The organism is Leifsonia psychrotolerans (assembly GCF_013410665.1).
Classification (GTDB): domain Bacteria; phylum Actinomycetota; class Actinomycetes; order Actinomycetales; family Microbacteriaceae; genus Cryobacterium; species Cryobacterium psychrotolerans_A.
The window spans coordinates 1,637,017-1,661,943 of the sequence record NZ_JACCFM010000001.1; the positions used below are offsets into that span (position 1 = coordinate 1,637,017).

Annotated in this window: 19 protein-coding genes and 3 pseudogenes; 16 read left to right on the plus strand and 6 right to left on the minus strand. The window is 61.7% G+C overall.

Going from position 1 to position 24,927, the window contains the following annotated elements:
- Positions 1-177 precede the first annotated feature (177 nt).
- Positions 178-2,013 carry an ABC transporter family substrate-binding protein gene (locus tag HNR05_RS07640; protein ID WP_179578474.1) on the minus strand — a complete coding sequence of 612 codons (1,836 nt, stop codon included), beginning with the start codon at positions 2,011-2,013 and terminating at the stop codon, positions 178-180.
- A 259-nt stretch (positions 2,014-2,272) separates the two neighbouring features.
- On the opposite strand from HNR05_RS07640, the gene HNR05_RS07645 reads away from it, so the two are divergent.
- The 6 genes and pseudogenes from HNR05_RS07645 to HNR05_RS07670 all read left to right on the plus strand — a co-directional run.
- Positions 2,273-3,085 (plus strand): CPBP family intramembrane glutamic endopeptidase, encoded by an 813-nt coding sequence (locus HNR05_RS07645; RefSeq protein WP_343062509.1) that lies wholly within the window; start codon positions 2,273-2,275, stop codon positions 3,083-3,085.
- Between the two features lie 188 nt (positions 3,086-3,273).
- Positions 3,274-5,148, plus strand: coding sequence for an HNH endonuclease signature motif containing protein (locus HNR05_RS07650; RefSeq protein WP_179578475.1), 1,875 nt, complete (start codon positions 3,274-3,276; stop codon positions 5,146-5,148).
- 697 nt (positions 5,149-5,845) lie between these two features.
- A pseudogene (locus HNR05_RS07655) lies at positions 5,846-6,109 on the plus strand (transposase); the annotation flags it as partial.
- Between the two features lie 131 nt (positions 6,110-6,240).
- A complete protein-coding gene (locus HNR05_RS07660; protein ID WP_179577421.1) occupies positions 6,241-7,485 on the plus strand; it encodes an IS256 family transposase in 1,245 nt (414 codons plus the stop codon).
- Positions 7,486-7,626: 141 nt separating this feature from the next.
- A protein-coding gene (locus HNR05_RS07665) for an IS3 family transposase (protein ID WP_179577428.1) occupies positions 7,627-8,918 on the plus strand; the annotation gives its coding sequence in 2 pieces (ribosomal slippage) (positions 7,627-7,897 and positions 7,897-8,918; 1,293 coding nt in all).
- A 9-nt stretch (positions 8,919-8,927) separates the two neighbouring features.
- Positions 8,928-9,887, plus strand: a pseudogene (locus HNR05_RS07670) (IS256 family transposase); the annotation flags it as partial.
- Positions 9,888-10,448: 561 nt separating this feature from the next.
- On the opposite strand, the gene HNR05_RS07675 reads toward HNR05_RS07670, so the two are convergent.
- A complete protein-coding gene (locus tag HNR05_RS07675) occupies positions 10,449-11,507 on the minus strand; it encodes a hypothetical protein (RefSeq protein ID WP_179578476.1) in 1,059 nt (352 codons plus the stop codon).
- Between the two features lie 554 nt (positions 11,508-12,061).
- Between HNR05_RS07675 and HNR05_RS07680 the strand changes: the two genes are divergently transcribed.
- Both HNR05_RS07680 and HNR05_RS07685 read left to right on the plus strand, forming a co-directional pair.
- The gene (locus HNR05_RS07680; protein ID WP_179578477.1) at positions 12,062-12,628 is read left to right on the plus strand and encodes a recombinase family protein; all 567 of its coding nucleotides are present in this window, start codon (positions 12,062-12,064) and stop codon (positions 12,626-12,628) included.
- The gene (locus HNR05_RS07685) at positions 12,625-13,131 is read left to right on the plus strand and encodes a hypothetical protein (protein WP_179578478.1); all 507 of its coding nucleotides are present in this window, start codon (positions 12,625-12,627) and stop codon (positions 13,129-13,131) included. The genes HNR05_RS07680 and HNR05_RS07685 overlap by 4 nt, the downstream gene beginning before the upstream one ends.
- A 120-nt stretch (positions 13,132-13,251) precedes the next feature.
- On the opposite strand, the gene HNR05_RS07690 is transcribed toward HNR05_RS07685, so the two are convergent.
- From HNR05_RS07690 to istA, 3 genes and pseudogenes are all read right to left on the minus strand, one after another.
- Positions 13,252-14,643, minus strand: coding sequence for an IS1380 family transposase (locus HNR05_RS07690; protein ID WP_179577258.1), 1,392 nt, complete (start codon positions 14,641-14,643; stop codon positions 13,252-13,254).
- Between the two features lie 615 nt (positions 14,644-15,258).
- Positions 15,259-16,004 (minus strand): annotated as a pseudogene (locus HNR05_RS07695) (ATP-binding protein).
- A complete protein-coding gene (gene istA, locus HNR05_RS07700; RefSeq protein ID WP_179578479.1) occupies positions 16,001-17,551 on the minus strand; it encodes an IS21 family transposase in 1,551 nt (516 codons plus the stop codon). The pseudogene HNR05_RS07695 and the gene istA overlap by 4 nt, the downstream one beginning before the upstream one ends.
- A 516-nt stretch (positions 17,552-18,067) precedes the next feature.
- Here istA and HNR05_RS17370 point away from each other — a divergent pair.
- The 3 genes from HNR05_RS17370 to HNR05_RS07715 all read left to right on the plus strand — a co-directional run bounded on the left by HNR05_RS17370 (position 18,068) and on the right by HNR05_RS07715 (position 20,235).
- Positions 18,068-18,298: a hypothetical protein gene (locus tag HNR05_RS17370; RefSeq protein ID WP_218868840.1), complete on the plus strand. Its 231-nt coding sequence runs from the start codon at positions 18,068-18,070 to the stop codon at positions 18,296-18,298.
- Positions 18,299-18,387: 89 nt separating this feature from the next.
- A complete protein-coding gene (locus tag HNR05_RS07710) occupies positions 18,388-19,779 on the plus strand; it encodes an IS1380 family transposase (protein ID WP_179577258.1) in 1,392 nt (463 codons plus the stop codon).
- A gap of 252 nt (positions 19,780-20,031) precedes the next feature.
- Positions 20,032-20,235 (plus strand): hypothetical protein, encoded by a 204-nt coding sequence (locus tag HNR05_RS07715; RefSeq protein ID WP_179578481.1) that lies wholly within the window; start codon positions 20,032-20,034, stop codon positions 20,233-20,235.
- A gap of 117 nt (positions 20,236-20,352) precedes the next feature.
- On the opposite strand, the gene HNR05_RS07720 is transcribed toward HNR05_RS07715, so the two are convergent.
- Positions 20,353-20,535 (minus strand): hypothetical protein, encoded by a 183-nt coding sequence (locus HNR05_RS07720; protein ID WP_179578482.1) that lies wholly within the window; start codon positions 20,533-20,535, stop codon positions 20,353-20,355.
- Positions 20,536-20,751: 216 nt separating this feature from the next.
- Here HNR05_RS07720 and HNR05_RS07725 point away from each other — a divergent pair, with 216 nt between their 5' ends.
- From HNR05_RS07725 to HNR05_RS07745, 5 genes are all read left to right on the plus strand, one after another.
- Entirely contained in the window at positions 20,752-21,207 is a 456-nt protein-coding gene (locus HNR05_RS07725; protein WP_179578483.1) for a hypothetical protein, read from the plus strand.
- A 2-nt stretch (positions 21,208-21,209) separates the two neighbouring features.
- On the plus strand, positions 21,210-21,851 hold the full coding sequence (locus HNR05_RS07730) for a hypothetical protein (protein ID WP_179578484.1): 642 nt from the start codon (positions 21,210-21,212) through the stop codon (positions 21,849-21,851).
- 410 nt (positions 21,852-22,261) lie between these two features.
- Positions 22,262-23,086: a peptidoglycan-binding protein gene (locus HNR05_RS07735; RefSeq protein WP_179578485.1), complete on the plus strand. Its 825-nt coding sequence runs from the start codon at positions 22,262-22,264 to the stop codon at positions 23,084-23,086.
- Positions 23,087-23,096: 10 nt separating this feature from the next.
- A complete protein-coding gene (locus HNR05_RS07740; protein WP_343062510.1) occupies positions 23,097-23,729 on the plus strand; it encodes an ABC transporter ATP-binding protein in 633 nt (210 codons plus the stop codon).
- Positions 23,730-23,746: 17 nt separating this feature from the next.
- On the plus strand, positions 23,747-24,829 hold the full coding sequence (locus HNR05_RS07745) for an FtsX-like permease family protein (RefSeq protein ID WP_343062512.1): 1,083 nt from the start codon (positions 23,747-23,749) through the stop codon (positions 24,827-24,829).
- Positions 24,830-24,927: the final 98 nt, after the last annotated feature.

Consider the following 24,927-nt stretch of genomic DNA (forward strand, 5'->3'; position numbering starts at 1 on the left):
AGTGGGTCGTCGTCCTTATCTGTTTCAGGTGGCCCGGCGTGTGGCGAGGTCAGCCTTCAATACTAAGTGGGCTTGAAGGGGCGATTCGCCAGCCTCATGCCGCACAGTTGGCAGGGAACACCCTGTCAACGAAAGAAGGGGCTGGGCGGATCAGATCCGCCCAGCCCCCCGTACTACTTACTTCTTGGTTGCCGAGTCAGACGGCGCCCAGTCCCAGAAGTTCCAGAAGTACTGCGGCGCCAGGAACGCCGGGTCGACTCCGGTGACCTTGTCGCTCCAGGCGGTGACGCCGGGGAACTGGAAGATCGGAACGGTCCAGGCCTGCGCGGCGATGCCCTGCTCGGCATCGACCAGCAGCGCCTGCTGCTTGGCCGGGTCGGTCTCGGTCATCAGCTTCTTGAAGGTCGCGGTGACCTCCTTGTCGTCCCAACCGAAGAAGTTGTTCAGACCGCCGGGGATGTAGTTCGCCTGCGACTCGCCGACGGCGGTCGAGGTGGACTGCCAACCGAACAGTGCTGCGTCATAGGCGTCGGGCTTTGAGCTGAGGTCGGAGCCCCAGGTCTCGCTGCCGCCGTCGATCACGGTGATGCCGGCCAGAGCTGCGGACTGACGGATCAGTTCGAACTGCTGCTGACGACGCGTGTTCGTCGAGCCGTAGAGCAGGCGAACCTGCGGGTCGGTGACGCCGGCCGTGGCGAGGTTTGCCTTGGCACCCTCGATGTCGACCGTGTCGAATGCGGTGAACGCGCCGGCCTTGACGGATGCCTCGTAGCCCGGCGTGCCGGGCAGGAAGACGTTCGACTCACGCAGGACTGCGTCATCCTGAAGTGGCTTGATCAGCTTGTCGACGATGTCCTGGCGCGGAACGGTCTTGAGGAACGCTTCGCGAACGAGGCGGGCCTTCTCGGCGTCGCCGGCGTAGGTCTTCGGGTCGAACGGGCCGCCGTTGGTGACCTGCAGGTCCACGTGCTCGTATGTGGCGTCGGGCGAGCTCTTGTACTCGATGCCCGCTGTGCCCTTGATCTGTGTGAGCAGGTCAGCGGTGGGCTGGCCGGCGGCGATCTGAACTTCACCGTTCTGAAGAGCGGTGATCTGTGCCTGCGGGTCGGGAATGACGCGCACGATGACCTTCTGGTACTTGGTCGACGGGCCGGAGGTGTAGTCCTTGCGCGCGGTCAGCGTCACGTACTGCTGATCCTTGAGGTCCGTGATCGTGTACGGGCCGTTGGAGAGCGTCTTCTGCTTCTCCTTCGGCATGTCGAGGAACTTGTAGTCGTTGCTCCACGCCTTCGCGAATGTGCTCAGGAACGTGGTGTCCTTGTCCTGGACAGCCTTGATGAAGGCCTTCTTTGCGTCGGCGCCCGAGTACTTCTTGTCGGGGAACGCCAGCTGCGCAGTACCGTGTGCGGAAACGCCAACCGGGAAGGCCAGCTCCCAGTCCACGTAATACTCGTCGTAGACGAGGGTCAGGCTGCGGCCGTCGTCGCCGATGGTCGGAGTCTTGCTGACGAGGTCGAGTCCGACTCCGGGGGTTGCACCGCCGTCGAAGAAGACACCCTTGTCGAGTGCATCCTGGTTGGTGACGTTGCCCTCGTCGTCGTACTCAGCCTCAACGTTGCTGAGGTGAGTGGTCTGGGCGGCCCAGGTCAGCAGAAGGTCTGCGGCGTCGACGGGGGTGCCGTCAGACCAGGTCACGTCTTTGTTGACCGTGTACTTGACAGTGAGGGGATCCTCGGATTCGACTTTGTACGTTCCGAAGTCGGTGTTCTTGACCAGCTCGCTCTTGCTGTTGTAATAGTTGAAGCTCTGGTTGGCGAGGTACCAGATGTTGTTGTTCGTTGCAGCGTTACCCGTTGACGTCAGGGTGTTGTACTCCTGCAGCGGGTCGTTCCATGCAACCTTGATTGAGGTGCCACCGATGACCTCTGAGCTGCGCGGAACGGCGCAACCCGAGAGAATCAGTGCAGTAGCAGCGACGAGTGAACCCGCGGCTGCCAGGCGTCCGATCTTCAATATTCCTCCAGTGCAAAAAAATGTACGTGGATACCCGACTCTCGCCGGAATACCCACGCTAGATAGTTAACGACCCTAAAGAGAGGGGGGTCTGAATTCCAAACTGAGCGACAAAATGTTATGTCGCGGCGACGTTTTCGCATGAATTTTGCATGGATTCCCACAAATCTGCGATCACCTGCAGCCAGACGCAACATCGCGCTGCAGTCGGTAGCAGCCAATCACGCCGTCCCCACGTGATCGATGCGAAGATTGCAGCGTGACGTATGGGCCAGAGGCAACCAAGAAGCGGACCTACCTTGAGATAGCGATCGTGCTCGGGCTCTCGCTCGGAGCATCCGCCGTCTATTCGATCATTTCGATCATTGCGCGGCTGACCGAGCCGATCCCCCTCGCCTCGCAGACGGCCACTTTGAATGGGTCGCAGTCGACTCGCGAGTGGCTCGACTTCACCTATCAGCTGCTTGGAAGCTTCTTCGGCCTCATGCCGGTGGCACTCGTGCTGTATCTGTTGTGGCGGCCAGGCCAGAACGTCTTTCGCAGCCTCGGCTTTGATTTCACGCGACCGGGTAAAGATCTGCTCGGCGGGCTGACACTGCTTGTCGTGATCGGTGTTCCTGGACTCGGCCTCTATCTGGCCGGTCGTGCATTCGGCTTCACCGTCGCGGTTGATGCGTCGCCGCTCGAGACATATTGGTGGACGATTCCAATCCTGATCTTCGCGGCGCTCCAAGCGGCGCTCCTCGAAGAGCTGATCGTGATCGGCTACCTGTTCACCAGGCTCATGCAGTTGGGCTGGTCACGCTGGACTATTATTCTGTCGGCCGCCGCACTGCGCGGCAGCTATCACCTCTACCAAGGCATCGGACCGTTCTTCGGCAACTTTGCGATGGGTGTCGTTTTCGGCTGGGCGTACACACGATGGGGCCGCGTCATGCCGCTCGTGATCGCCCACTGGATTCTCGACATCGCGTCATTCGTGGGATACCCCCTGGCCCTTGCGTGGTGGCCCGATCTGCTGGCGCCGACCCCGACGTCAACAGGAACGCCCACGCCGACCCCGACGCCCTAGACGACCTGAGCGCAGGATTCACACTCTCCGAGGGCGAGCCAACGCCGAGGTTGCCCTGCCCAGTACCACTGGCATCGCACGGTCTCGCCAGCATCGCACCGTCTCACTAGAACATGAGATTCGAATATGTTATCCACAGATCATGAGAATCTCTCGTATTTGTGTTCTTTTTGATTTACTCTGGGTGTATGGAGAAACTCACCGATCAACTCAGGGAATCCGCTGCCGCGGTCGCCCAACTGGGTGATGGTGTTGGCGCGTTCCATAGCCTCTCCGACACTGATTTGCTTGGCGCGCAAGGCCTGATCGCGACGTTGCGACGGCATGCCGACACCTACGCGGTGTGGGCGGCGGGTGAGATTGCACTGCGCTCGAAGCCTGAGTTCGGCCAGCGGGGCTTAGCCCGGCGGCACGGGTTCGGGAGCGCCGAGGTCATGATCGAAAGGACCACCGGAACGACCCACGCCGACGCGGTGAAACTGGTCAGCCTGGGCGTGATGCTCGCCGATACCGCCGACGCCGCGGCCGCGGCCGCAGCCGCAGCTGCGGCGACGGCCGCCGCGCTCGAAGCCTCGTTGGAAGCCAAGGCGGCCGAGCGGGCGGAACAGTCCGCGTCTGAACCGAATGACGACGGAGCCGATCCCGAGGCCACCACCACCGTCCACGACCACGACCACGACCACGACCACGACCACGACCACGAGTCTGCGACTCCGCCGCTGGTGCCGAGCGCATTGTCCTGGCTGGCCGAGGTGTCGGCCGCCTTGAACGCGAGCGTTCTGTCAGCCGATGCTGCCGCGGCAATCCGCAAGGGCTTGGGCGAAACCGGTCCGGGCGTGCCAGCCGAGAAGCTTGCGGCCGCCGCGCTGGTTCTCATCGAAGAGGCGCGCACGCTCAGCGCCGACGCGCTCTGGAAGAGGGCTCGGGTGCTGCGCGATCAACTCGACGTCGCGGGTATCGCCCGCCGCGAGAAGACCCAATACGGCGAACGATTCTTCCGCCTCTGGAAGCAAGCCGACGGCATGTACCGCACCAGTGGACTGTTCGCGCCCGAACAAGGACGGCAGATCGAAGTGATCGTCGAAGCACTCATCGGCCCTCGCCGGGGCGGACCGCGTTTCGTCGACCCGGTCGCCCAGGCCCAAGCGAAAGCACTGAGGAGCGACCCGCGCACCACCGACCAGATCACCGCAGATGGCATCCTCACCCTGCTGCGCCTCGGCACCGCCACCGACCCGCACACTGTGCTCCTCGGCCGCCGTCCCACCGTCACCGTGCACGTCAACGCCACCGACCTACCCACCGATCCACAGTCTGCTGCTCCACAGGCCGCTGCTCCACAAGCCGCTGCCGATGTTCGCGCTGCCGGACCCCAGTCCACTGCCCAGCAGACCAATGCTCGCCAGGCCACCAGTCCTCGGGCCACCCTCCCGCAGCATTCCGTCTTTCCGACGACCACCGACCTGCAGACCACCGACCCACAGAACACAGACCCGCAGCACTCCATTGCAGTGACCCCGCTCCACAAACCCGGGCACGAAGTGGAACACAATCCGGGCGGCCAACCGAACCTCGAACCGAACGAAGAACAACAAACCGCGCGTCCGGGCGGGTTCGGGCACATCGACGGCGTTTCGGTTTCACTCGATACTGTCGAACGCCACGTCTGCGCTGGCTACGTGGCCGTGCAATTCGGCCGCGGTGACCAACCCCTCAACGTCGGACGCGAACAACGTTTCTTCAGCACCGCGCAACGCGCGGCTCTTGCCGCCCGCGACGACGGTTGCCGGTGGGTCGACTGCGACAAACCCGCCTCCTGGACCGAAGCCCACCACATCGAACACTGGGTCGACGACCATGGCACCACCGACCTCGTCGTCGGAATACTGCTCTGCTATTTCCACCATCTGCTGCTTCACAACAATGGCTGGCACATCGAACGCCGCGGCACCACCTATTGGCTCGTCCCACCCGAAGACATCGACTCGACACGCACCCCAATTCAACTCCGCAGCATCAATCTGCTCCACCCAGCCACACCCCTGGCGGCAGACGCCACGTGACTCGAGGGTGTGCCCCCGCGGCAGCCGGCTCGACCGACAATCCGCCGACCGCCCGCGGGACGGGCTCGACCAACGGGATGGGAACGGCCAACGGGTCCCGACAAGAACGACCAACGATCCGCCGATTGAGCTCGTCGAAATCACGCGAGACGATCCCGCGAACGGCCCACCGGGTCTCGACACGCTCGACCAACGGAATCGGAACGACCAACGGGACCCGACAAGACCGACCGACGATCCGCCGATTGAGCTCGTCGAAATCACGCGAGACAATCCCGAGAACAGCCCACCGGGTCTCGACACGCTCGACCAACGGAATCGGAACGACCAACGGGACCCGACAAAACTGACCAACAATCCGCCGATTGAGCTCGTCGAAATCACGCGAGACAATCCCGAGAACAGCCCACCGGGTCTCGACACGCTCGACCAACGGGTTCGGAACGACGACGGGTCTCGACACGCTCTACCAACGGGTTCGGAACGACCAACGGGTCCCGACAAGACCGACCAACAATCCGCCGATTGAGCTCGTCGAAATCACGCGAGACAATCCCGAGAACAGCCCACCGGGTCACGTCCCGTGGAGTGGTGTAAATCCCGGCGTTTGAGCGTTCGATTATCGACGTGAAGAGCCACCGTGCGATGGTCAGTGAGAACCGTTCAAAGTTCCTCACAGAAAAGACACAAACACACGATGGCTCTTGACCAGTCTGCCCTGCTTGACCTGCTCGCTCAACTCAAGCTCACCGACGTCACCGACCGGATCCGGTCCGCGACAGAATCTCTCTACCAGGAGCTGATCGATGCGGAAGCGACCGCGTTCATCGGCGCAGCCCCGTTCGAACGCTCCGACGGGCGCACCACGCACCGCAACGGCACCCGCCCGCGCACGTTGACAACCACCGCCGGGGACCTGGATCTGAAGATCCCCAAACTGCGCGCCGGCACCTTCTTCCCGGCCCTACGGTCACGTCCCGTGGAGTGGTGTAAATCTCGGCAGGCCCGCGTTGCTTCGTTAACGTAGTGAGCCATCGTGTAATGGTCAGTGAGAACCGATCAAAGCTACTCACAGAAGGACACAAACACACGATGGCTCTAGACCAGTCTGCCCTGCTCGACCTGCTCGCTCAACTCAAACTCACCGACGTCACCGACCGGGTCCGGTCGGCGACCGAGATGCTCTACCAAGAACTCATCGATGCGGAGGCGACCGCGTTCATCGGCGCCGCCCCGTTCGAACGCAGCACGGGCCGCACGGCCCTCCGCAACGGCAGCCGTCCCCGAACGCTGACGACGACGGCCGGGGACCTCGATCTGCGAATCCCGAAGCTGCGTGCTGGGTCGTTCTTCCCGGCCTTGTTGGAGCGGCGCCGGCGGGTGGACCAGGCGCTGTTCGCGGTCGTGATGGAGGCCTACGTCCACGGCGTCTCGACCCGGAAGGTCGATGACTTGGTCAAAGCCCTCGGCGCCGACACCGGCATCTCCAAGTCGGAAGTGTCGCGGATCTGCGCGGGCCTGGACGAGGAAGTTGCGCAGTTCCGTGACCGCACCCTCGCCGCCCAGGACTTCCCGTATGTGTTCCTCGACGCCACCTACTGCAAGGCCCGCGTCGGGCACCGGATCGTGTCCCAGGCGATCGTCGTCGCGGTCGGCGTTGCCGCCGATGGGCGCCGGGAAGTGCTCGGCTTCGACGTCGGCGACAGCGAGAACGAGGGCTTCTGGACCAGCTTCCTCCGCTCGTTGAAGGCGCGCGGCTTGGACGGGGTGAAGTTGGTCATGTCTGACGCGCACACCGGACTGAAGAAGGCCATCGGCACCGTGTTCCAGGGCGCCGGCTGGCAGCGCTGCCGGGTGCACTTCATGCGCAACGTCCTCGCCGTGGTGCCGAAAGGCTCCCAGGACATGGTCGCGTCGATCATCCGCACGATCTTCGCCCAGCCCGACGCGGAGCACATCCACAAGCAGTTCGGCGAGGTCACCACCATGCTGGGCCGCTCGCACCCGAAGGTCGCCGCCATGCTCACCGACGCCCAACCTGACCTGCTCGCTTTCGCCGGGTTCCCGCGCCGGCACTGGCGGCAGATCTGGTCGACGAACCCGTTGGAACGGGTGAACAAGGAGATTAAGCGCCGCACCGATGTTGTCAGCGTCTTCCCGAACCCCGCGGCGTTGCTGCGCCTGGCCGGGTCTGTTCTGATCGAGCAGCACGACGAGTGGGAGGCCGGCGAACGCCGCTACTTCTCCGAGGCGTCCATGCTCGAGCTGGCCACCATGACCAACCCGATCGAGACCGTCAATGAGGCGGTGATCCTCCCCGAACTCACCGCCGCCTAAGCTAGAACAACTGACCCGCACGGTGTTGAGAAACTCCACCACTCAGCGGGACGTGACCGGCCCTACTCGAGCGCCGCCGGCGGGTCGACCTGAACCGTCCCTGATTTCCTGCCGCTTTCTTTCTGGTGAAAGGATTCGGTTATGCCCAAGAAACACCCAACAGAGGTTCGCGAGCGAGCGGTTCGTATGACCCTTGATCGTTTGAAGGATTACCCGTCGATGTGGGCTGCGTGCCGAGACCTGGCACCGAAGCTGAACATCGGCGCGGAGACGTTGCGGAAGTGGGTCACCCAGGCGCAGGCCGACGCCGGCGAACGGACCGGCCCCACGAGCGAGGAGCTTGAGGAGATTAAACGTCTCAAGCGGGAGAACCGGGATCTGAGGGAAACGAACGACATCCTCAAAGCGGCGGCGTCTTTCTTCGCGAGGGAGCTCGACCCTCGCAACCGTCCATAGTTGCTTTCATCCTGGGGATGAAGGCGAACGGCCATGGAGTCGAGTTGACGTGTGGCGTCCTGCGCGAGCAGGGCGTCGCCGTTACTTCACGGTCGTATCGTGCGTGGAAGACCCGCGCTGCCGCCGCACGAACCCGGAATGATGCCGCCCTCATCGACATCTTCAAGACGCTGCGGGTGAGGGATGCGAAGGGCCGGCAGCAGCCCGAGGTTCTCTACGGGCGGCGGAAGATGACGGCGTGGCTGGCCCGCAGCGGGTTCTCGGACGTGTCCAAGCACACCGTCGACCGGTTGATGCGTCTGGAGGGCATGAACGGCCTCGTCCGCGGGCGCAAGCCCCGCACATCGACGTCGTCTGGGAAGGACTCGGCTCGGGCTCCTGACCTCCTCAAACGCAACTTCACTGCGCCCCGCCCGAACCATAGCTGGGTGACGGACTTCACCTACGTGCCGACGTGGGGCGGTTTCGTTTATATTGCCTTCGCGATCGACCTGTTTTCGCGGGCGATCGTTGGCTGGCAAGCCTCGACGGTGAAGGACACCCCATTCGTCGAGGAGTGTTTGAAGATGGCGCTCTGGCGCCGCGACCACGCCGGTCACGCGGTGAAACCGGGAATGATTCATCACTCCGACGCCGGGTCGCAATACACGTCGATTCGGTTCACCGAGACCGTCGTCCTCGAAGGTCTCGTGGCCTCGATCGGGAGCGTCGGCGACGCCTACGACAACGCGGCCGCCGAGACCGTCATGGGGCTCTACAAGAACGAGGCCATCGCAAAGAACTCACCGTTCATGACGGGCCCGTTGAAGACCCTCGCCGATGTTGAAGCAGTCACCTTCGACTGGCTCGATTGGTACAACAATCGGCGCCTGCACAGCTCGCTTGGGAACATGCCGCCCGAGGAATACGAGCGCAACTACTACGCTGAAACAAACGGCCCGTTAAACGACGAAGCCGCCAACAAAACGGCGGCATGAAATCCGGGACGGTTCAACCAGGCGTTGTTCGCGGTCGTGATGGAAGCCTACGTGCACGGAGTGTCGACCCGGAAAGTGGACGATCTCGTCAAGGCGCTCGGCACCGACTCCGGCATCTCCAAGTCCGAAGTGTCCCGCATCTGCGTCAACCTCGACGCGGAGGTCGGGCAGTTTCGCGACCGCTCCCTGTCGACCCACGACTTCCCGTATGTGTTCCTCGACGCGACGTACTGCAAGGCCCGCGTCAATCACCGCATCGTGTCCCAAGCGGTCGTCGTCGCGGTCGGTGTGGCCGCCGACGGGCGCCGTGAAGTGCTCGGTTTCGACGTCGGAGACACCGAGAACGAACCGTTCTGGACCGCCTTCCTGCGGTCGTTGAAGACCCGCGGGTTAGACGGGGTGAAGCTGGTCATGTCCGACGCGCACACCGGGCTCAAGAAAGCCATCGGGACCGTTTTCCAAGGCGCCAGCTGGCAGCGCTGCCGGGTGCACTTCATGCGCAACGTCCTCGCCATCGTGCCCAAGGGCAGCCAGGAAATGGCCGGCTCGATCATCCGCACCATCTTCGCCCAACCCGACAAAGAACACATTCTGAAGCAGTTCGGCGAAGTCACCACGATGCTGCAGCGCTCACACCCCAAGGTCGCAGAGATGCTCATCGACGCCCAACACGACATCCTCGCATTCGCCGATTTCCCGCAACGGCACTGGCGGCAGATCTGGTCCACCAACCCGCTGGAACGCGTCAACAAGGAGATCAAACGCCGCACCGACGTCGTGGGCGTATTCCCGAACCCTGCCGCGCTCCTCCGGCTCGCCGGCGCCGTGCTGGTCGAGCAACACGACGAGTGGGAAGCCGCCGACCGGCGCTACTTCTCCGAAGCATCCATGCTCGAACTCACCCTCATGAACACGCCAGCCGCGGCCGTCGAGGAGGTGACCGCGCTGCCCGAATTGAAAGCCGCCTAAACTAAAACCACTGACCTGCATGGTGTCGAGAAACTCCACCACTCAGCGGGACGTGACCCCCTAAGATAGTCAAACCGTCCAAGGACACGAACAAGGTAACGGGGGCTCAATAGTGGTTAACCTTCCGTACCGCACCTGCTAGGAACGCTGGTGTTGCGAGTATCGCGACGCCTAACGGCAATAGCACGAGCGACAGGCAGCCCACAAATGTTTCCCAACTCGCCGCTGTGGGCTCGAGACCAGTACGGCCCAAGACACTGAATGTGGCCCCGATTCCCCAATTCACCCCGAGCAGCACAATTGCTGCAATGGGCGCTGAGATCAACGAGGTCATCGTTGAGACGAGAACAATAGCCCAACGAGTGTGTCGGGATCTGTCGAGAAGGGGCTGCGAAGCGCTAAATACGACTAGCCCGATGGCGGATGCGACAACCACGAAGCATATCGTCGCGAATAGCCAAATCACCGCGAACCCACCTGTAGCGAGCACTGCGACCCAACCCACAGCCAATGCAGCAGCGGGCGGCCCGAGCGCTGCCACAGGAACACGGGTGGTTAGCGTCAAAGCTTTAGTTTTCCGGCGAAGGCGTTCCAATTGAGGGTTGCCCCGGTGATGTATAGGTTATGCGGGATGCCACCCGGGTCGTTGTTAACGATCTCGCCATAGACCCGCAACGTGTAGGTGGATTCGTTGTCCTTCTTGAAAGTGTCGAACGAAATCCAGGACCCGTATCCATCGACGTGATTGCTCGTTCCATCAAAAACGAATCCCCACATTGGGCCACCCATGTCAGCAGGGTAAGGACGCCAGGCCTCGTTCCGAAACTTGCACTCAAAGTTCAAGGGCCAAGGGTAGCCAGCGAACGGGCCGACCTTGAGCGGCAGTAGCTGCCCCGCCACAGGAAAAGCTGACGGGGCACCCTCGACGGGGAACTTGCAGTTGAAGCAACTTTTCATCGTGGCTCTAGCCGATGCCGGTGTTCGGGTTCCGATTCCGTAATCGACCGTGTACCACCACGTCGGTGCCGCGAGAATTGGATAGACGGTGCCCACGGGAGCCACAACGTCCTGAACAAGACGGTTTCCCTCGAGTCTGAACTGAGTAGTCAGGTCATGGCCGCGGGCGTCCTTCGCCACCGCGGGGTGCAGGTAGATCGATGCGCCGCTTTCGAGTTCAATGAAGTACCCGGGTTGGGAGCCTGCGGGCTCCAGCACGGCAGATGGGGCAATGGGGAGGTCAAGTTCCACACCCGACCCGACAGTTGCATTTCCCAGAGCGTATATCGCCTGCCCGCCCGAGGGAGTCGACTTCACATAGGAGGCTAGAGAGCTGTCAGCGTTAGCAAAAACCAGGAAATCGCCGGCTTCGTGCACGAAGTCAAGTGCGGGATTGAGCCCAATCGTCGTATCTTCGTCAAACTCCGGTGCGTGGAAGGTGACGGATGGATCCGTTTCCGTTCCACGAGCACGGGAAATCGGTTCGCTGATCTCGACGGAAATCCGTTCAGTCGGCGGGCCGGCCATCCTTCCAACGAAGGCCGCGATCGCCGCATCTGAATCAGGTAAATCCACCGCCGTGGATGCGACTGCTGATGGTGCGGCCATGATTAGTGATGCCACGACGAGAATGCTCGCACTCGCGGCGGCCGAAGTTCTAAGAAAAGTATTCAACGTTCCCCCCAGGTTTGTCGATTTCGATAACCATAGGTGATCCGGGCAATGAAGTCGAGCAATATGTCCTGTAGCACTGCGGCTACGCCCGATGCCCCTCTGCTACTGCCCGAAAAGGCACATGTGGTCTAGGACCATATGACTGATTGGGATCCCTTACACGCGGAGGCGCTTCAGCTGCAAATCGCCGGCAACTCAAACCCGCCGTTCCGTACCTCCCGACCGAGGCGGACCCAGCTAATCACGAGGTGCCGACTTGGTGAAGACCCCGCTGGCAGTGTTCCTCGGCTCGTTGCTCATCAGCTGGCTGCGTCGACGTTCCATAGCCCGAGCACGTATTGTCGAATCTCTACGTGTCAGGGTTGGGTGTACCCCAAACAGGCGTAAACCCCTCTTGATGTAGCTCTAACAAATACGTGTCAAGTTGAGGTGCCCCCGACTATTTATTGACAGGTGCGCGCCTAGCTCTTAGAGTTGCCCTGACACTAAAGGGACGGTGAGCAGTGGCTGGTCAAACTGTCGGTTACATCCGCGTGAGTACATTGGATCAGAGCACGATCCGCCAACTCGATGGCGAACACCTCGACCGTATTTTCAGCGACAAGGCCTCAGGTAAAGACCAGGAACGTCCCGAGCTGGAAGCGCTAATCGATTTCGTTCGGGACGGAGACACCGTGATGGTGCATTCGATGGATCGCCTCGCCCGGAACCTCGACGACCTCCGCGCTATCGTCCGCCGGCTCACAGATCAGAAGGTGCAGGTGCGTTTCGTGAAGGAGAACCTGACCTTCACCGGAGACGACACGGCGATGGCCACGTTCATGCTGTCCGTGATGGGAGCATTCGCCGAGTTCGAACGGGCGCTCATCCGGGAACGGCAACGAGAAGGTATCTCCCTCGCCAAAAAGGCAGGCGTATATAAGGGGAGAGGAAAGGCGCTGAACGCCGAGAGGACGGCCGAACTCATTCGGCGTGCTGCCGCCGGTGATGCGAAAGCGGCACTTGCCCGCGACTTCGGCATCAGCCGCCAAACCGTCTACCAATACCTTCGAGCCGGACGAACCCGATGACTGGCCGTACCAGGAAGGCGCGGAAGATCGAGCGCCTGCACAAGAGAGAAGTCCGAGGATTCGGAAAACATGTTCCTTGGGTGCCCGAGGACCTTCCAGCTGCCGCGGTTGAGTATTGGCCGCGCAAAGATGACTGGCCGACCGCAGCCGACATTCAGGGTTTCCTTGAAGCCATTAACGGAAGATCCGATGAACGGCTGGCTGTCCTCACCGGTCTGCACCGTTGGGCCGAACCGGCAAGTTCGCAGATGCTGCTTACCGTGGCCGCGATCATCGTTTCGATCGTTGCGGTCGCGCTGGCCGTGAGCGACTTCGATGTGCTCTTTTACGTCGGCAGTGTGAGCGCCGGCGTGGCTTACATCGTGGTCGTTGTGATCGCCATCTACCTTGCAGTGGGGATGGACCAGCGCCGCAAGATGGCGCACGTGTGGCTGAGGGCTATTGAGGTCGAGCTTCCAGGAGCGCCAGCTCCAGCTAAGCCTCAATCCACCGGTCGACTTTGAGCGTGAGGGATTTTCCGATTTCACGTTGAGTTGAGCTGTTTTTGGGGGCGGGGCATGGCTTCGCGTCGGCCTCGCTGCCGGTGATGTTCCACGTTGTCCTTGCGCCGTGTGGCTGGGTGGTCAGATGGATGCGGGTCCGGGCGGTCCGCAGGCTGCCGCGAATGCGGCGGTCCAGTGTTTCTCCCAGGGCCAGTCCTTCGGCAGGTGTAGAACGAGTCGGCGGGCCGAGGTTGAGATTCGGGCGGGAACGCTGATGAGTTTGCGGCGGATCGTGCCGCTGCGCGCTTTCCCGAGATCGGTGCCGGTGAGAGCACCAATGGCGCGGGCGAGATTGAAAGCGATGCAGGCCAGGATCAGCCAGGCGGCGTTTGCGGCGAACTTTCCCGAGGGCAGGTGTGCCAGCGCGGAGTCTTTCAGATCTGCGTTGACTTGTTCGATGATCGCGTGAGCGCGATGGGTTTTGTCGGCGGTGACGGTGTCCAGGGTGCTGGTGGTGAAGAACGCGTGGAAACGGTGCGTGTCAAACAGGGTCGGCTGCGAGAGGTCTTTCTTGTTCAGTTCGGGGATGCGCCGCACGACCAGTCGTCCCTCGATGCGGTCCGCTTTCTTCTTCGAACCGAACGCGATAAATGGTACTTCGGCGACTTCCGCGGACGACACCCAGGTTCCGGTCTGTTCGTCGCGGATCGCGTCGGTGTACTCGATGCTCGTCCAGGCGCCCTCGCCGATCGTGCCGATCGCTTTCTTCACCGCCGGATCCATCCGGGCCGTGATCGAGACTTTCGCGCCTGCCCGCCCGGCGGCGGCCACGACGGTGTGGGCGTAGAACGCCGAGTCCGCCCGCAGCAGCACCGTCCCGGTGGCGCCGTTTCCGCGGAGCCGGGTCACGTTCGCGAGGAGGTCGGCGACGAATTTCCCGGCGCCGCGCACCGAGTTCGCGGCGCCCTTGCGCAGCCGTGAGCCGACGATGATCGGCGCACTGGTTTCGGTGCTGAGGATGCCCAGCAGGGCGTTCAGGCCGCGCACTCCGGAGTAGCCGTAACCGGAGCCCTGCTTCTGGTAGCCGTGGACTTCCTTGATGGTGTCGTCGATGTCGACGAGCGCGTACTCGTCAACGCCGGCCGCGATCGGGGCCGTCTCGGCCAGGCGGCGCAGCCAACGGGACGCGACAGCATCCAGCTGCCGGATGTGCCCGAACGTGAATGCGCGCAGAAACGACCCCAGGGTCGAGGGCGCGTAGGCGCCAGTGAAGAGTTTCTTCATTCCACCGTGACGAAGCAACGCCATATCGTCGATGCAGTCGGCGCCGGCGACCATCCCGGCCACCAGCGCAGTGACCTTCAACCCCGCGTTCGCGCCGAAGTACCCCGGCAAGGTGAGGTGCGTATCGGCCAGGTTGCCGAGCCCTGTTTTCACGGCCAACGCCATCGCCGGGACGAGCCCTGCCGTCGACACGAGATTCGTTTCGTCGAAGGATGCTGAAACCGCCGCGGAGGTGTGAGAAAGTTGCATCTACGAGATGCCTTCCTTTTCGGTGAAACAGAACTCTAGACAAGCTCTATTTTCGCTGATCAGTTAGGCATTCTCGGTTTAACGCGCCGCTAAACCCTCAACTCGAGCGGTGGATCGAGGCTAAGCAGTCGTGGTTTTCACTACGTGGAAGCCGTCGCGAGTCGCAGCTGATTCCGCGAGACAGTGTGTCTCGCGACTAACGATGTGTGCGCCAATACAGCCAGACCTTTGCGAGACATAGTTGCGAGAGAGACTTCCTGGTCTGTGAGTCCGCGCCACCGAGCTGTGCAGGCGTTGCAGCAGTGCGAGACGTTTCGCAGCCCTAGGGATGTGAGACGGATAGTCGAAGACGTCGGGTGCAGGTGAGCCGACACGAAATCCTGCCAGTATGTGCTCATGGCCAAACCGCTCAGTTATGACGTGCATGACGCGGAGTTCTCTTCACTCAATGCCAAGTTTTATCAAGGTTCCCCCCACGCCTATTTTGAGCGGCGCCTCAAATCTGAGTATTCGAGCCTCTGAGCCCCACCCGATCGTGCGGTTGAGCCCCACTGATCGTGCGGAAGAGCACCGGCGGTGGTGTGGCTCAGCACCACAGGTGCTCCCCGTCACGGATTACGCGGTCGCGAGGGCGGTTTGTTCCCTCATGTTGTAGGTGCCGGTATCGACCCAGGTGGTGTTGTGGATGATGCGGTCCATGATGGCGTCGGCGTGGACGCCGGCGCCGAGGCGCTGGTGCCAGTCCTTCTGTTGATACTGGGTGCAGAACACCGTCGATGTCTCGCCGTAACGGCGCTCCATCAGCTCCAGCAGCATTGTCCGCATCGATTCCGTCGGCTTGTCGAGCAGCCACTCGTCGATGACCAGCAGCGTGAACGCGGCATATTTGCGGAGGAACTTGCCCGCCCCGCCCGGGGCGTCTTGCGCGGCGACCCAGGCTTCCTCGAGGTCGGGCATCCGGACGTAGTGGGCGCGGATCCGATGTTCGCAGGCCCGTTTGGCGATCGCGCATCCCAGATACGACTTCCCCGACCCGGTGAAGCCTTGGAAGACGACGTTCTGCTGCCGGGTGACGAACGAGCAGGTGCCCAGCTGGGTCAGCGTCTGCCGGTTGAGGCCGCGCTCGTCGAGCAGGTCGATGCGCCGCAGGTCCGCGTTCGGGTAACGCAGTCCCGCCCGCCGGATCAGCCCGTCAACCTTGGAATGCATGTCGAGTAGGCGTCGTCGACGACCAGGCGGACCCGTTCCTCGAAGGTCAGGCTGATGGAGAGTATCTCGTCTTGGAGGTCGATGGCCTCCAGTAGCTCGCCGGCATTCATCTCGCGGAGCTTGCGTTTGGTCTCCCCATCCAGCGCGCTCAACGGTTCCCTCCGGCGTAGTAAGCGCTGCCACGAACATAACCGCCATCGTCCGGTTCCGGTTGCGGAACTTGTCCGGTTTTGTCTTGCCCGGTGTCGAGGATCGGCCGCAAATGCGCATAGCGCGGGGAGCGGACCGGCCCCCGCAGCGCGAGTGCGCAGGCGGCCTCGACCCGGGCCGGAGGGAACCGGCGCGACAGTTTCAGCACGGCCAGCGCGGCGTCGAAGCCAGCCTCGTCGATGAAGACGGTTTCGAAGATCTTGGCCGTCACCGTGACGGTTGCCGGCCCGATCCGCGCGGCCCATTCCTCGATCCGGGTTCGGTCCCAGGCCTGGAAGCTGCGGCCCTCGGGCAAGTCCGCCTCGTTCGTCCGGTACTGGTTCGTCGTGCTGGCCGGCAACAGCAAATGGCTGGCCAGACGCTCATCGCGCCGATAGACCTCCAGCATCGTCTCGGTGACACGAAGGTCCACCAGCGCGCCGATGTGGCTGAAGGGGACGGAGTAGAAATTCTTAGCCCAGACCACGTGCGCGTTGGCGTTGACCTTTCGTTTATAGGACCACGTGCTGATCTCGAACGCCGCCGCCGGCAGTGCCTGCAGCAGAGGTTTCTCCTCGGTGGTGAACACGCTGAGGCGGGACCCGACACGTTTCTGGAACGGCTCCCGGTTATAGGCATCCATCTGTTCCCGGATTCGCAGGCGCAACTGCGCCAGCGAGGTGAACGTCTCCTTCCTCAAGCCGGCGATGACCCAGGTCGCGACATGGGCCACCGTGTTCTCAGTGCTACTTTTGTCGCGCGGGTGCCGAACTCTGCCGGGGAGCACCGCGGCCGAGTAGTGCACCGCCATCTCCCGGTAGGCATCGTTCAAAACGACCTCCCCTTCCTTTGGGTGGGAGATCACCCCTGTCTTCAAGTTGTCGGGCACCAGGCGTGGGACGCTGCCGCCGTAGAACGCGAACATCGCAGTGTGGGCGCGCAGCCACGACTCTTGCCGCATATCCAGGGTGGCTTCCACGAACGCATAGCGGCTGAACGGTAGGCAGGCGACGAACAAATACACCTTCGACATCTCACCCGACGTCGGATCGAGCAGCTGCATCGTGGGCCCGGACCAGTCGACCTCGATGCTGCGGCCGGCTTTGTGGCCAACCCGCGACGTCGCCCCCGAGACAGCGGCGTGCTCGCCATAGAGGCGGCAGAAGCGGTCGTAGCTCATCGTCGCCTGCGCCGTCGACGAAGCGTCGACATACTCCTGGTGCAACAGCTTCAACGTCACCCCGACCCTGGCCAACTCCGTATGCACCCGCGCCCAGTCCGGCTGCGCGAACACGCTCTCGTGGACGCCGCGGCCGGGGAACAACGTCGAATACACCGCGGCCTCCGACAACTCGGCGACGTCGTCCCAGTCGAGCCCGAGCCGCTCTGCTGCATCGAGCACAGCTCGAATGCTGTGCCGGGACATCCCCTGGGCGGACTCGATCGCCCGTCGCGACAAGCCCTGATTACGCAGCTGCAGGATCTGCTTCGCTTTGATCTTCCGTACCATTACCGGTACTCCTTCCACCATGTGGCGCTCACATGGTGGAAGGAGCTTTTCAGGTGGGGCTCAACCACGCCGGTAGTGGGGCTGAACGATACAAATCACGCATCTGAACAGTGGGGCTCACTCGCACCACAGGTGGTGCCCATCGAAGCCAATATTCATCAAATCCCTAGCGATCGCAATTGGAGACGGTGGGGAGTTCGACGATCTCCTTCGAGCTGGCGTTTCCTATGGCGACTTCGGTATGAAGTCCGACGACAACGATGTAGATCAGGACCCTAGCGATCAGAAGGGTGTGGACGATTACGCGGCAGCGAGTCGGCGGTTCTCTTGCATCACACCGCGGAGGCGACTCTCAGGTTGTATCTGGCGCATGCTAATCGCAATCCGTGCCCGTGGCTCGAAGTCGCGAAACTCACGAACTTTCGCGAATTTATACAAAGAATTGCGGCACTTGCCGAGTCGCTGGGCGATGATGAAGTACTCGACGACCTGGCCGAAGTCTTCTCGTATCGGGCCATGCCTGAGTTCATACTCGGCGGAGACCCCACAGCGATGTGGAAGGACCACCGGGCAGGGCTACGAGATCTGATCTCAGCGGCAATCAGGATCATTCTTGATGATGCGCACATCTACAACTCCGCGAAGCACGGGATGGCAATCGTTTCTTCAGACTTGGGTCTTTCGATAGGAGAGGGCGAAGACGGAGGTCCGCTTATCCTCGATCCACCGCTCGAGTTGAGGGTTTAGCGGCGCGTTAAACCGAGAATGCCTAACTGATCAGCGAAAATAGAGCTTGTCTAGAGTTCTGTTTCACCGAAAAGGAAGGCATCTCGTAGATGCAACTTTCTCACACCTCCGCGGCGGTTTCAGCATCCTTCGACGAAACGAATCTCGTGTCGACGGCAGGGCTCGTCCCGGCGATGGCGTTGGCCGTGAAAACAGGGCTCGGCAACCTGGCCGATACGCACCTCACCTTGCCGGGGTACTTCGGCGCGAACGCGGGGTTGAAGGTCACTGCGCTGGTGGCCGGGATGGTCGCCGGCGCCGACTGCATCGACGATATGGCGTTGCTTCGTCACGGTGGAATGAAGAAACTCTTCACTGGCGCCTACGCGCCCTCGACCCTGGGGTCGTTTCTGCGCGCATTCACGTTCGGGCACATCCGGCAGCTGGATGCTGTCGCGTCCCGTTGGCTGCGCCGCCTGGCCGAGACGGCCCCGATCGCGGCCGGCGTTGACGAGTACGCGCTCGTCGACATCGACGACACCATCAAGGAAGTCCACGGCTACCAGAAGCAGGGCTCCGGTTACGGCTACTCCGGAGTGCGCGGCCTGAACGCCCTGCTGGGCATCCTCAGCACCGAAACCAGTGCGCCGATCATCGTCGGCTCACGGCTGCGCAAGGGCGCCGCGAACTCGGTGCGCGGCGCCGGGAAATTCGTCGCCGACCTCCTCGCGAACGTGACCCGGCTCCGCGGAAACGGCGCCACCGGGACGGTGCTGCTGCGGGCGGACTCGGCGTTCTACGCCCACACCGTCGTGGCCGCCGCCGGGCGGGCAGGCGCGAAAGTCTCGATCACGGCCCGGATGGATCCGGCGGTGAAGAAAGCGATCGGCACGATCGGCGAGGGCGCCTGGACGAGCATCGAGTACACCGACGCGATCCGCGACGAACAGACCGGAACCTGGGTGTCGTCCGCGGAAGTCGCCGAAGTACCATTTATCGCGTTCGGTTCGAAGAAGAAAGCGGACCGCATCGAGGGACGACTGGTCGTGCGGCGCATCCCCGAACTGAACAAGAAAGACCTCTCGCAGCCGACCCTGTTTGACACGCACCGTTTCCACGCGTTCTTCACCACCAGCACCCTGGACACCGTCACCGCCGACAAAACCCATCGCGCTCACGCGATCATCGAACAAGTCAACGCAGATCTGAAAGACTCCGCGCTGGCACACCTGCCCTCGGGAAAGTTCGCCGCAAACGCCGCCTGGCTGATCCTGGCCTGCATCGCTTTCAATCTCGCCCGCGCCATTGGTGCTCTCACCGGCACCGATCTCGGGAAAGCGCGCAGCGGCACGATCCGCCGCAAACTCATCAGCGTTCCCGCCCGAATCTCAACCTCGGCCCGCCGACTCGTTCTACACCTGCCGAAGGACTGGCCCTGGGAGAAACACTGGACCGCCGCATTCGCGGCAGCCTGCGGACCGCCCGGACCCGCATCCATCTGACCACCCAGCCACACGGCGCAAGGACAACGTGGAACATCACCGGCAGCGAGGCCGACGCGAAGCCATGCCCCGCCCCCAAAAACAGCTCAACTCAACGTGAAATCGGAAAATCCCTCACGCTCAAAGTCGACCGGTGGATTGAGGCTTATCCATCAGAAGGGGCCTGTTTTGACGTTCTTGGAACTGAATCAAGTGTCGGACTCTGAGAAGTACTGGCATCAGACATCCGCTTGGGTAGATCCCACGAAATCGATGGCTATTGCTTTTCTCCTCATCAAACTGATGGACTCTCTCTGGCGCAGCGCAAAGGCGCACTTCTACGTTGAAACGGCCTATACACTGCCCTACCTTCTCGACTCGAACCAGATATCGGATCTACTCCAGATGCACGCGAAAGCCGGATTTAACCTGAACCGAATGAGCGAGCGCCTCCATGCTCCGGACAGCGTCACCTGAGCACGTCAAACGTGCTGATTCGTTTGCTTCACCTGTTCCCTGGGTGTCTCGAAACACATGGGTTGCGAGACCGATTTTGGGCAGAGCTCTCCTGCCAAACTCGGCGTTGACGGTCTTTTACTTCCGGTGACGAGCCCGAACATCAACTACGCGCGCGATTGCACGGAGGATGCTGACGGTGTTCTTGGTCGCCTTATTGTTCCGCACGAGGCAGAAGAAAGCGACGATCAGGAGCACTGCAGTGGGATCGATTCCGGAAGCGACCGCGTAGTCCAGGACGTGGGTGGCGTCGATGGGCATGGTGCCTCCTTGCGGGGTGGCCGAGTCCGGCCGACATCGACAGCGGGTGCGGTCGATGGGATTGTGGGCTGTCCACCGGTGGCAGCGGTTGGCGGCGTGGAGCGGCGTCATCACATGGGACGTCGCATTTGGTGGCTTAACGACGAAAACCGGTCAGAAGACCGGTTTTCTCGCGAGGTGAGTACCTGAATGGGAGCTCGACCGACCACTGAACAGATGATCGAGTACATCAATCAGAACAAGCGCTCCAAATATTGGAGGAGACAAATGGGGTCCATCAGGCATATGATTCGAGGCATTCCGACGATTTGGCGTCGAATAACTGAGGGGGAGTTACAGATGAGAATCTTGAAGAGAAGGAATATCGCGCTGGCTGCAGTATTCGCTGTCGGCCTGGCAGTCGTGCCAGCCGTGTCTGCTTCGGCCTTTTCGGACAGCGGGAGCATTTACAAAGCATGCGGATCGGCCTCCGTTCCGTATTTGCAGATCCAGTCAACGGGAAATGGCCGTGTCAACCACTCGCTGAATGGCAACACCCTGGAATCGTTCAACAACGGTTCCACCTCCCAAACCCATTACTCCCTGACCAGCGCTAAGACCGGGACCTGGAGGGTCTTTCTATCAGGTGTCGGTGGAGACATCACCTACGGATCAGCGGCCTGCCATTCGTAACGATGAGTCGAGCTTTTTTGCTGGCCGTGGTGGTGGGTGCGATCCTGCTCGGCACCACGGCGTGCACCGCTGAAAGCGATGTTCCCAGGAGCATTCCCACGTCGACACCCGTTTCCGAGAGGGATCTTGACAACGCGACCCTTGACTACCTCGAGACAAACGCCATGGCTTTCGCTGACCAGCTTGGCATTGTTGACCCCCCGAACGTTCAACCAATTCGCCTAATCACATTGAATGAATGGGCGTCGACCCAGATCGCCTGTCTCAACGATGCAGGGTTTGACGTCACCGAGTCGCCGGATGGTCAGGGCATCAGATATCCTCCATTCACGGACCCGGCACTAAAGCAATCGCTGAACCTCGCTATCTTCACGTGTGAAATGCAATATCCCACGCAGCAGAAGTACATGACCCCGCTCTCAACAGAGGGCCTCGAACTCCTCTACGCCTACCGAACCGGTGAGCTCCTGCAGTGTCTTGACGATGAGGGGTACGGCGTGACGGCTAGGCCGCCAAGCCAAACGGTGTTTATCCAGAGTGACGGAGTGTGGACGCCATACAGCGATCTTTCCATCGCCCAAAATGACCTTAAGCGAGTATTTGCGGCGTGCCCGCAGACTCCCGATTCGGTGTATGGAAACTAGTTTTCTAGACGGACGCAGTTGGCACGATGTCGACACGCTATGCGCAGTGAGCGATGATTAGGGCCGCGTGACCGATAGTTTGGACGCGGTCGTATTGCCCCCCCCCCCCCCCGAGATGATGCGGAGTTCAACACTTGTCTGCGAATGGCACCGAGGGCGAATTTTCGTCGGCAATTCGCCGTCGACGCAATCCAGCGCCTTGGGTCACCGGCGCACTTGCTGTATTGATCGCTGGCGCGGGCGTTGGTTGGGCGACGGCGACTGTGCTGACGCCGCCGGCGGATGTGTTGGAGTCGACCCCGTTTACATATGTAGAGGTGGTCAACGGTGAGGTCGGATCATCGATCACCCTAAACACGGTCGCTGCTTGGACCCCCGTTCCGGTGGGCTCGAACTTAGCATCAGGGACAGTGACGACTGTGAACGTGGGGCCCGGTCAAGAGGTGACAGAGGGTTCAGTGCTCTACACAGTGAACCTTCGGCCCGTGGTAATCGCACAGGGAATCGTCCCCGCGTTCCAATCCCTTTCGCGCGGATCCTCGGGCACCGACGTCACTCAGCTACAGACCATGCTCGCGAACTTAGGTTTCTACCGCTACGACGTCGACGGAAAGTTCGATTGGGTTACACAGCAAGCCGTAGAGGCTTGGCAGGAGAGCTTGGGGCTCAAAGACGATGGCAATGTTCGGACGGCCGACATCATCTATGTCCCGTCACTTCCCACCCGAGTGTCGCTTGATGCCGACAAGGTTAAGCGGGGGGCGACGCTCGGAGGTGGCGAGGATGTCGTGCGCGGACTCCCCTCGTCTCCCACATTTACCGTCCCAGTCACAGCGACCCAGGCCGGCCTAATACCTGTTGGCACACGGGTTGAGATTACTGGCCCCGATGGACAAATCTGGGATGGCTTCGTTGTCGAGCAGGTTCCAAGTACGAAGGACGACAGCGTGACCTTGACCCTCGGGGGCACGGACGGAAAGTCCATTTGTGGCGAAGATTGTGCGTCGATCCCGGTTTCCGACCAGGCACTGCTTCGATCCCGCGTCGTGACCGTCGAGAACGTTGCCGGTCTTACGGTCCCTAGCGCGGCCCTCCTTAGCAAGGCAGACGGCACTTTGGCCGTCATTGACAATGAAAACGTCGAGCACCCGGTGACCGTGATCACGAGTGCTCGTGGCATCTCTGTTATCGAAGGTATCTCGCAGGGAATGCGCGTCCGGGTACCAGCAAAATGAGGGAATAGAAGTGCTTGAGGCCAAGGAGCTTAGCTTCGGCTACGATTCGGCCCGACCTCTCCTCGACCGATGGAACGCTCGTTTCGACGCCGGTGAGGTTGTCGCCGTAACCGGTCCTTCCGGTCGGGGAAAGTCGACGCTTCTTTACCTCCTCGGTCTCATGCTCAAACCGCAGTCTGGAACCGTGCTCGTGGCCGGCGAGAATGCGTCGGGCCTCAGCGACGGACGTCGTGCGCACCTCCGTGCAAGCACTTTCGGATTTGTGTTTCAGGATGCGGCGCTGGATGCCACGCGCACCGTGCTCGACAATGTCATTGAAACTGCTCTCTACCGCGGCGAGCCCCGCGGTTCATCCATTCGACGTGCGCAGGATCTCATGTCCCAATTTGGAGTCGGCCTCCGCGCTCAAGCCAAGCCGGGGCAGGTTTCTGGAGGCCAGGCGCAACGCATCGCCCTGTGTCGCGCGCTGCTCAACGATCCCAGGGTGCTCCTTGCCGACGAGCCGACGGGCAACCTCGACCCCGCCTCTGCGTCCATTGTTGTGGACGCGTTCCATGCGCAGGCCGCGTCTGGCGCTGCAGTCATCGTCGTCACGCACGATCCGACGCTCGTCGCTCGGTGCGACAGAAAGATCGAGCTGTGAGACGGGCGGTCGCGATAGTGCGCGAGTCTCTGGCCACTGCACGAGCCCAGCCTGTGGCATCCCTCGTCAGTGTCATCATGGTCGCGGGGATGTGCGCGACCGTGCTGCTCACGACGGGGCGAACGGTGGGGGCTGAACAATCAGTGGTGGGGTCGATCGACTCGGCCGGGACGCGCTCGATCGTGATCCGCGCCGATCCCGGTGCAGGGTTAACCGCCGGAGTGCTTGATCGGATTGCAAATCTCGAAGGCGTGGAGTGGGCTGGCGCCTTCGGCGGCGCGCTCGACGTTACCAACGCCCTCGTTCCTGACGGCACCAAGGTTCCTGTTCGGCTCGCCTGGAGTTCGGGCCTGAGCGAATTGGGTGTGCCCGCGAAGCAAGTTATTGTGAACGATACTGCTTGGGCATCTCCCATTGCGTTGGAACAGCTTGGGATGCCCGATAAAATCGGCGGCCTCACATCTTCTGCGGGGGCCAGCTACGCGGTAGCGGGCGAGATCCGCACGCCGGACTACCTAGCGATGCTCGAACCCCTCGTGATAGTGCCTCAGACCCGGGATACCAATGCGGACCAGACCGTCAGTGTGCTCGTTGTCATCGCCAACCGCCCCGATCTTGTCGCACCCGTCGCTCAGGCGGTCCAGTCAGTGCTGGCGGTCGACGACCCCACAAAAGTCAAGATCACCACGAGCGAGGAGCTCGCGACTCTTCGCGCTCTCGTGCAAGGTCAACTCGGCAGCTTCGGACGTAACTTGGTCATCGTGGTCTTCGCACTCACCGCCGTTCTTGTCGCGGCCATCCTCTACGGACTCGTGATGTTGCGCCGCAAAGACTTTGGCCGCCGCCGTGCCCTCGGTGCCTCGCGGGGGCTCATCATTGCGCTCTTGCTCGTTCAGATGGCGGTACTGAGCATTGTCGGAACGGCGGTCGGTACGGGTCTGGCCATCGCGAGCCTTCGCCTGACCGGTGATCCGTTGCCCGGTCCAGCTTTCCTGAGTGCCCTAGCAGTGCTTGCCGTGGCAGTCGGGTTGCTTGCCGCTCTAGTTCCAGCGATAGCTGCGTCGAGACGGGATCCACTCAAAGAGCTTCGAGTCCCTTGAACAAGCACACGCGCCTGCCATAGACGGGTGGACGGCGACTGCACCCTCGCACGAATCTCCACAGGTCAGGAATCAACCAAACCGAGGGCAGTCCCCTA

Coding starts and splice junctions, on each gene's coding strand:
- HNR05_RS07725 (WP_179578483.1), top strand. CDS start 20,752: ATGATCGAGTACATCAATCAGAACAAGCGCTCCAAATATTGGAGGAGA.
- HNR05_RS07690 (WP_179577258.1), bottom strand. CDS start 14,643: ATGCAACTTTCTCACACCTCCGCGGCGGTTTCAGCATCCTTCGACGAA.
- HNR05_RS07710 (WP_179577258.1), top strand. CDS start 18,388: ATGCAACTTTCTCACACCTCCGCGGCGGTTTCAGCATCCTTCGACGAA.
- HNR05_RS07650 (WP_179578475.1), top strand. CDS start 3,274: ATGGAGAAACTCACCGATCAACTCAGGGAATCCGCTGCCGCGGTCGCC.
- HNR05_RS07660 (WP_179577421.1), top strand. CDS start 6,241: ATGGCTCTAGACCAGTCTGCCCTGCTCGACCTGCTCGCTCAACTCAAA.
- HNR05_RS07715 (WP_179578481.1), top strand. CDS start 20,032: ATGGCTATTGCTTTTCTCCTCATCAAACTGATGGACTCTCTCTGGCGC.
- HNR05_RS07685 (WP_179578478.1), top strand. CDS start 12,625: ATGACTGGCCGTACCAGGAAGGCGCGGAAGATCGAGCGCCTGCACAAG.
- istA (WP_179578479.1), bottom strand. CDS start 17,551: ATGGTACGGAAGATCAAAGCGAAGCAGATCCTGCAGCTGCGTAATCAG.
- HNR05_RS07730 (WP_179578484.1), top strand. CDS start 21,210: ATGAGTCGAGCTTTTTTGCTGGCCGTGGTGGTGGGTGCGATCCTGCTC.
- HNR05_RS07720 (WP_179578482.1), bottom strand. CDS start 20,535: ATGCCCATCGACGCCACCCACGTCCTGGACTACGCGGTCGCTTCCGGA.
- HNR05_RS17370 (WP_218868840.1), top strand. CDS start 18,068: ATGCCTGAGTTCATACTCGGCGGAGACCCCACAGCGATGTGGAAGGAC.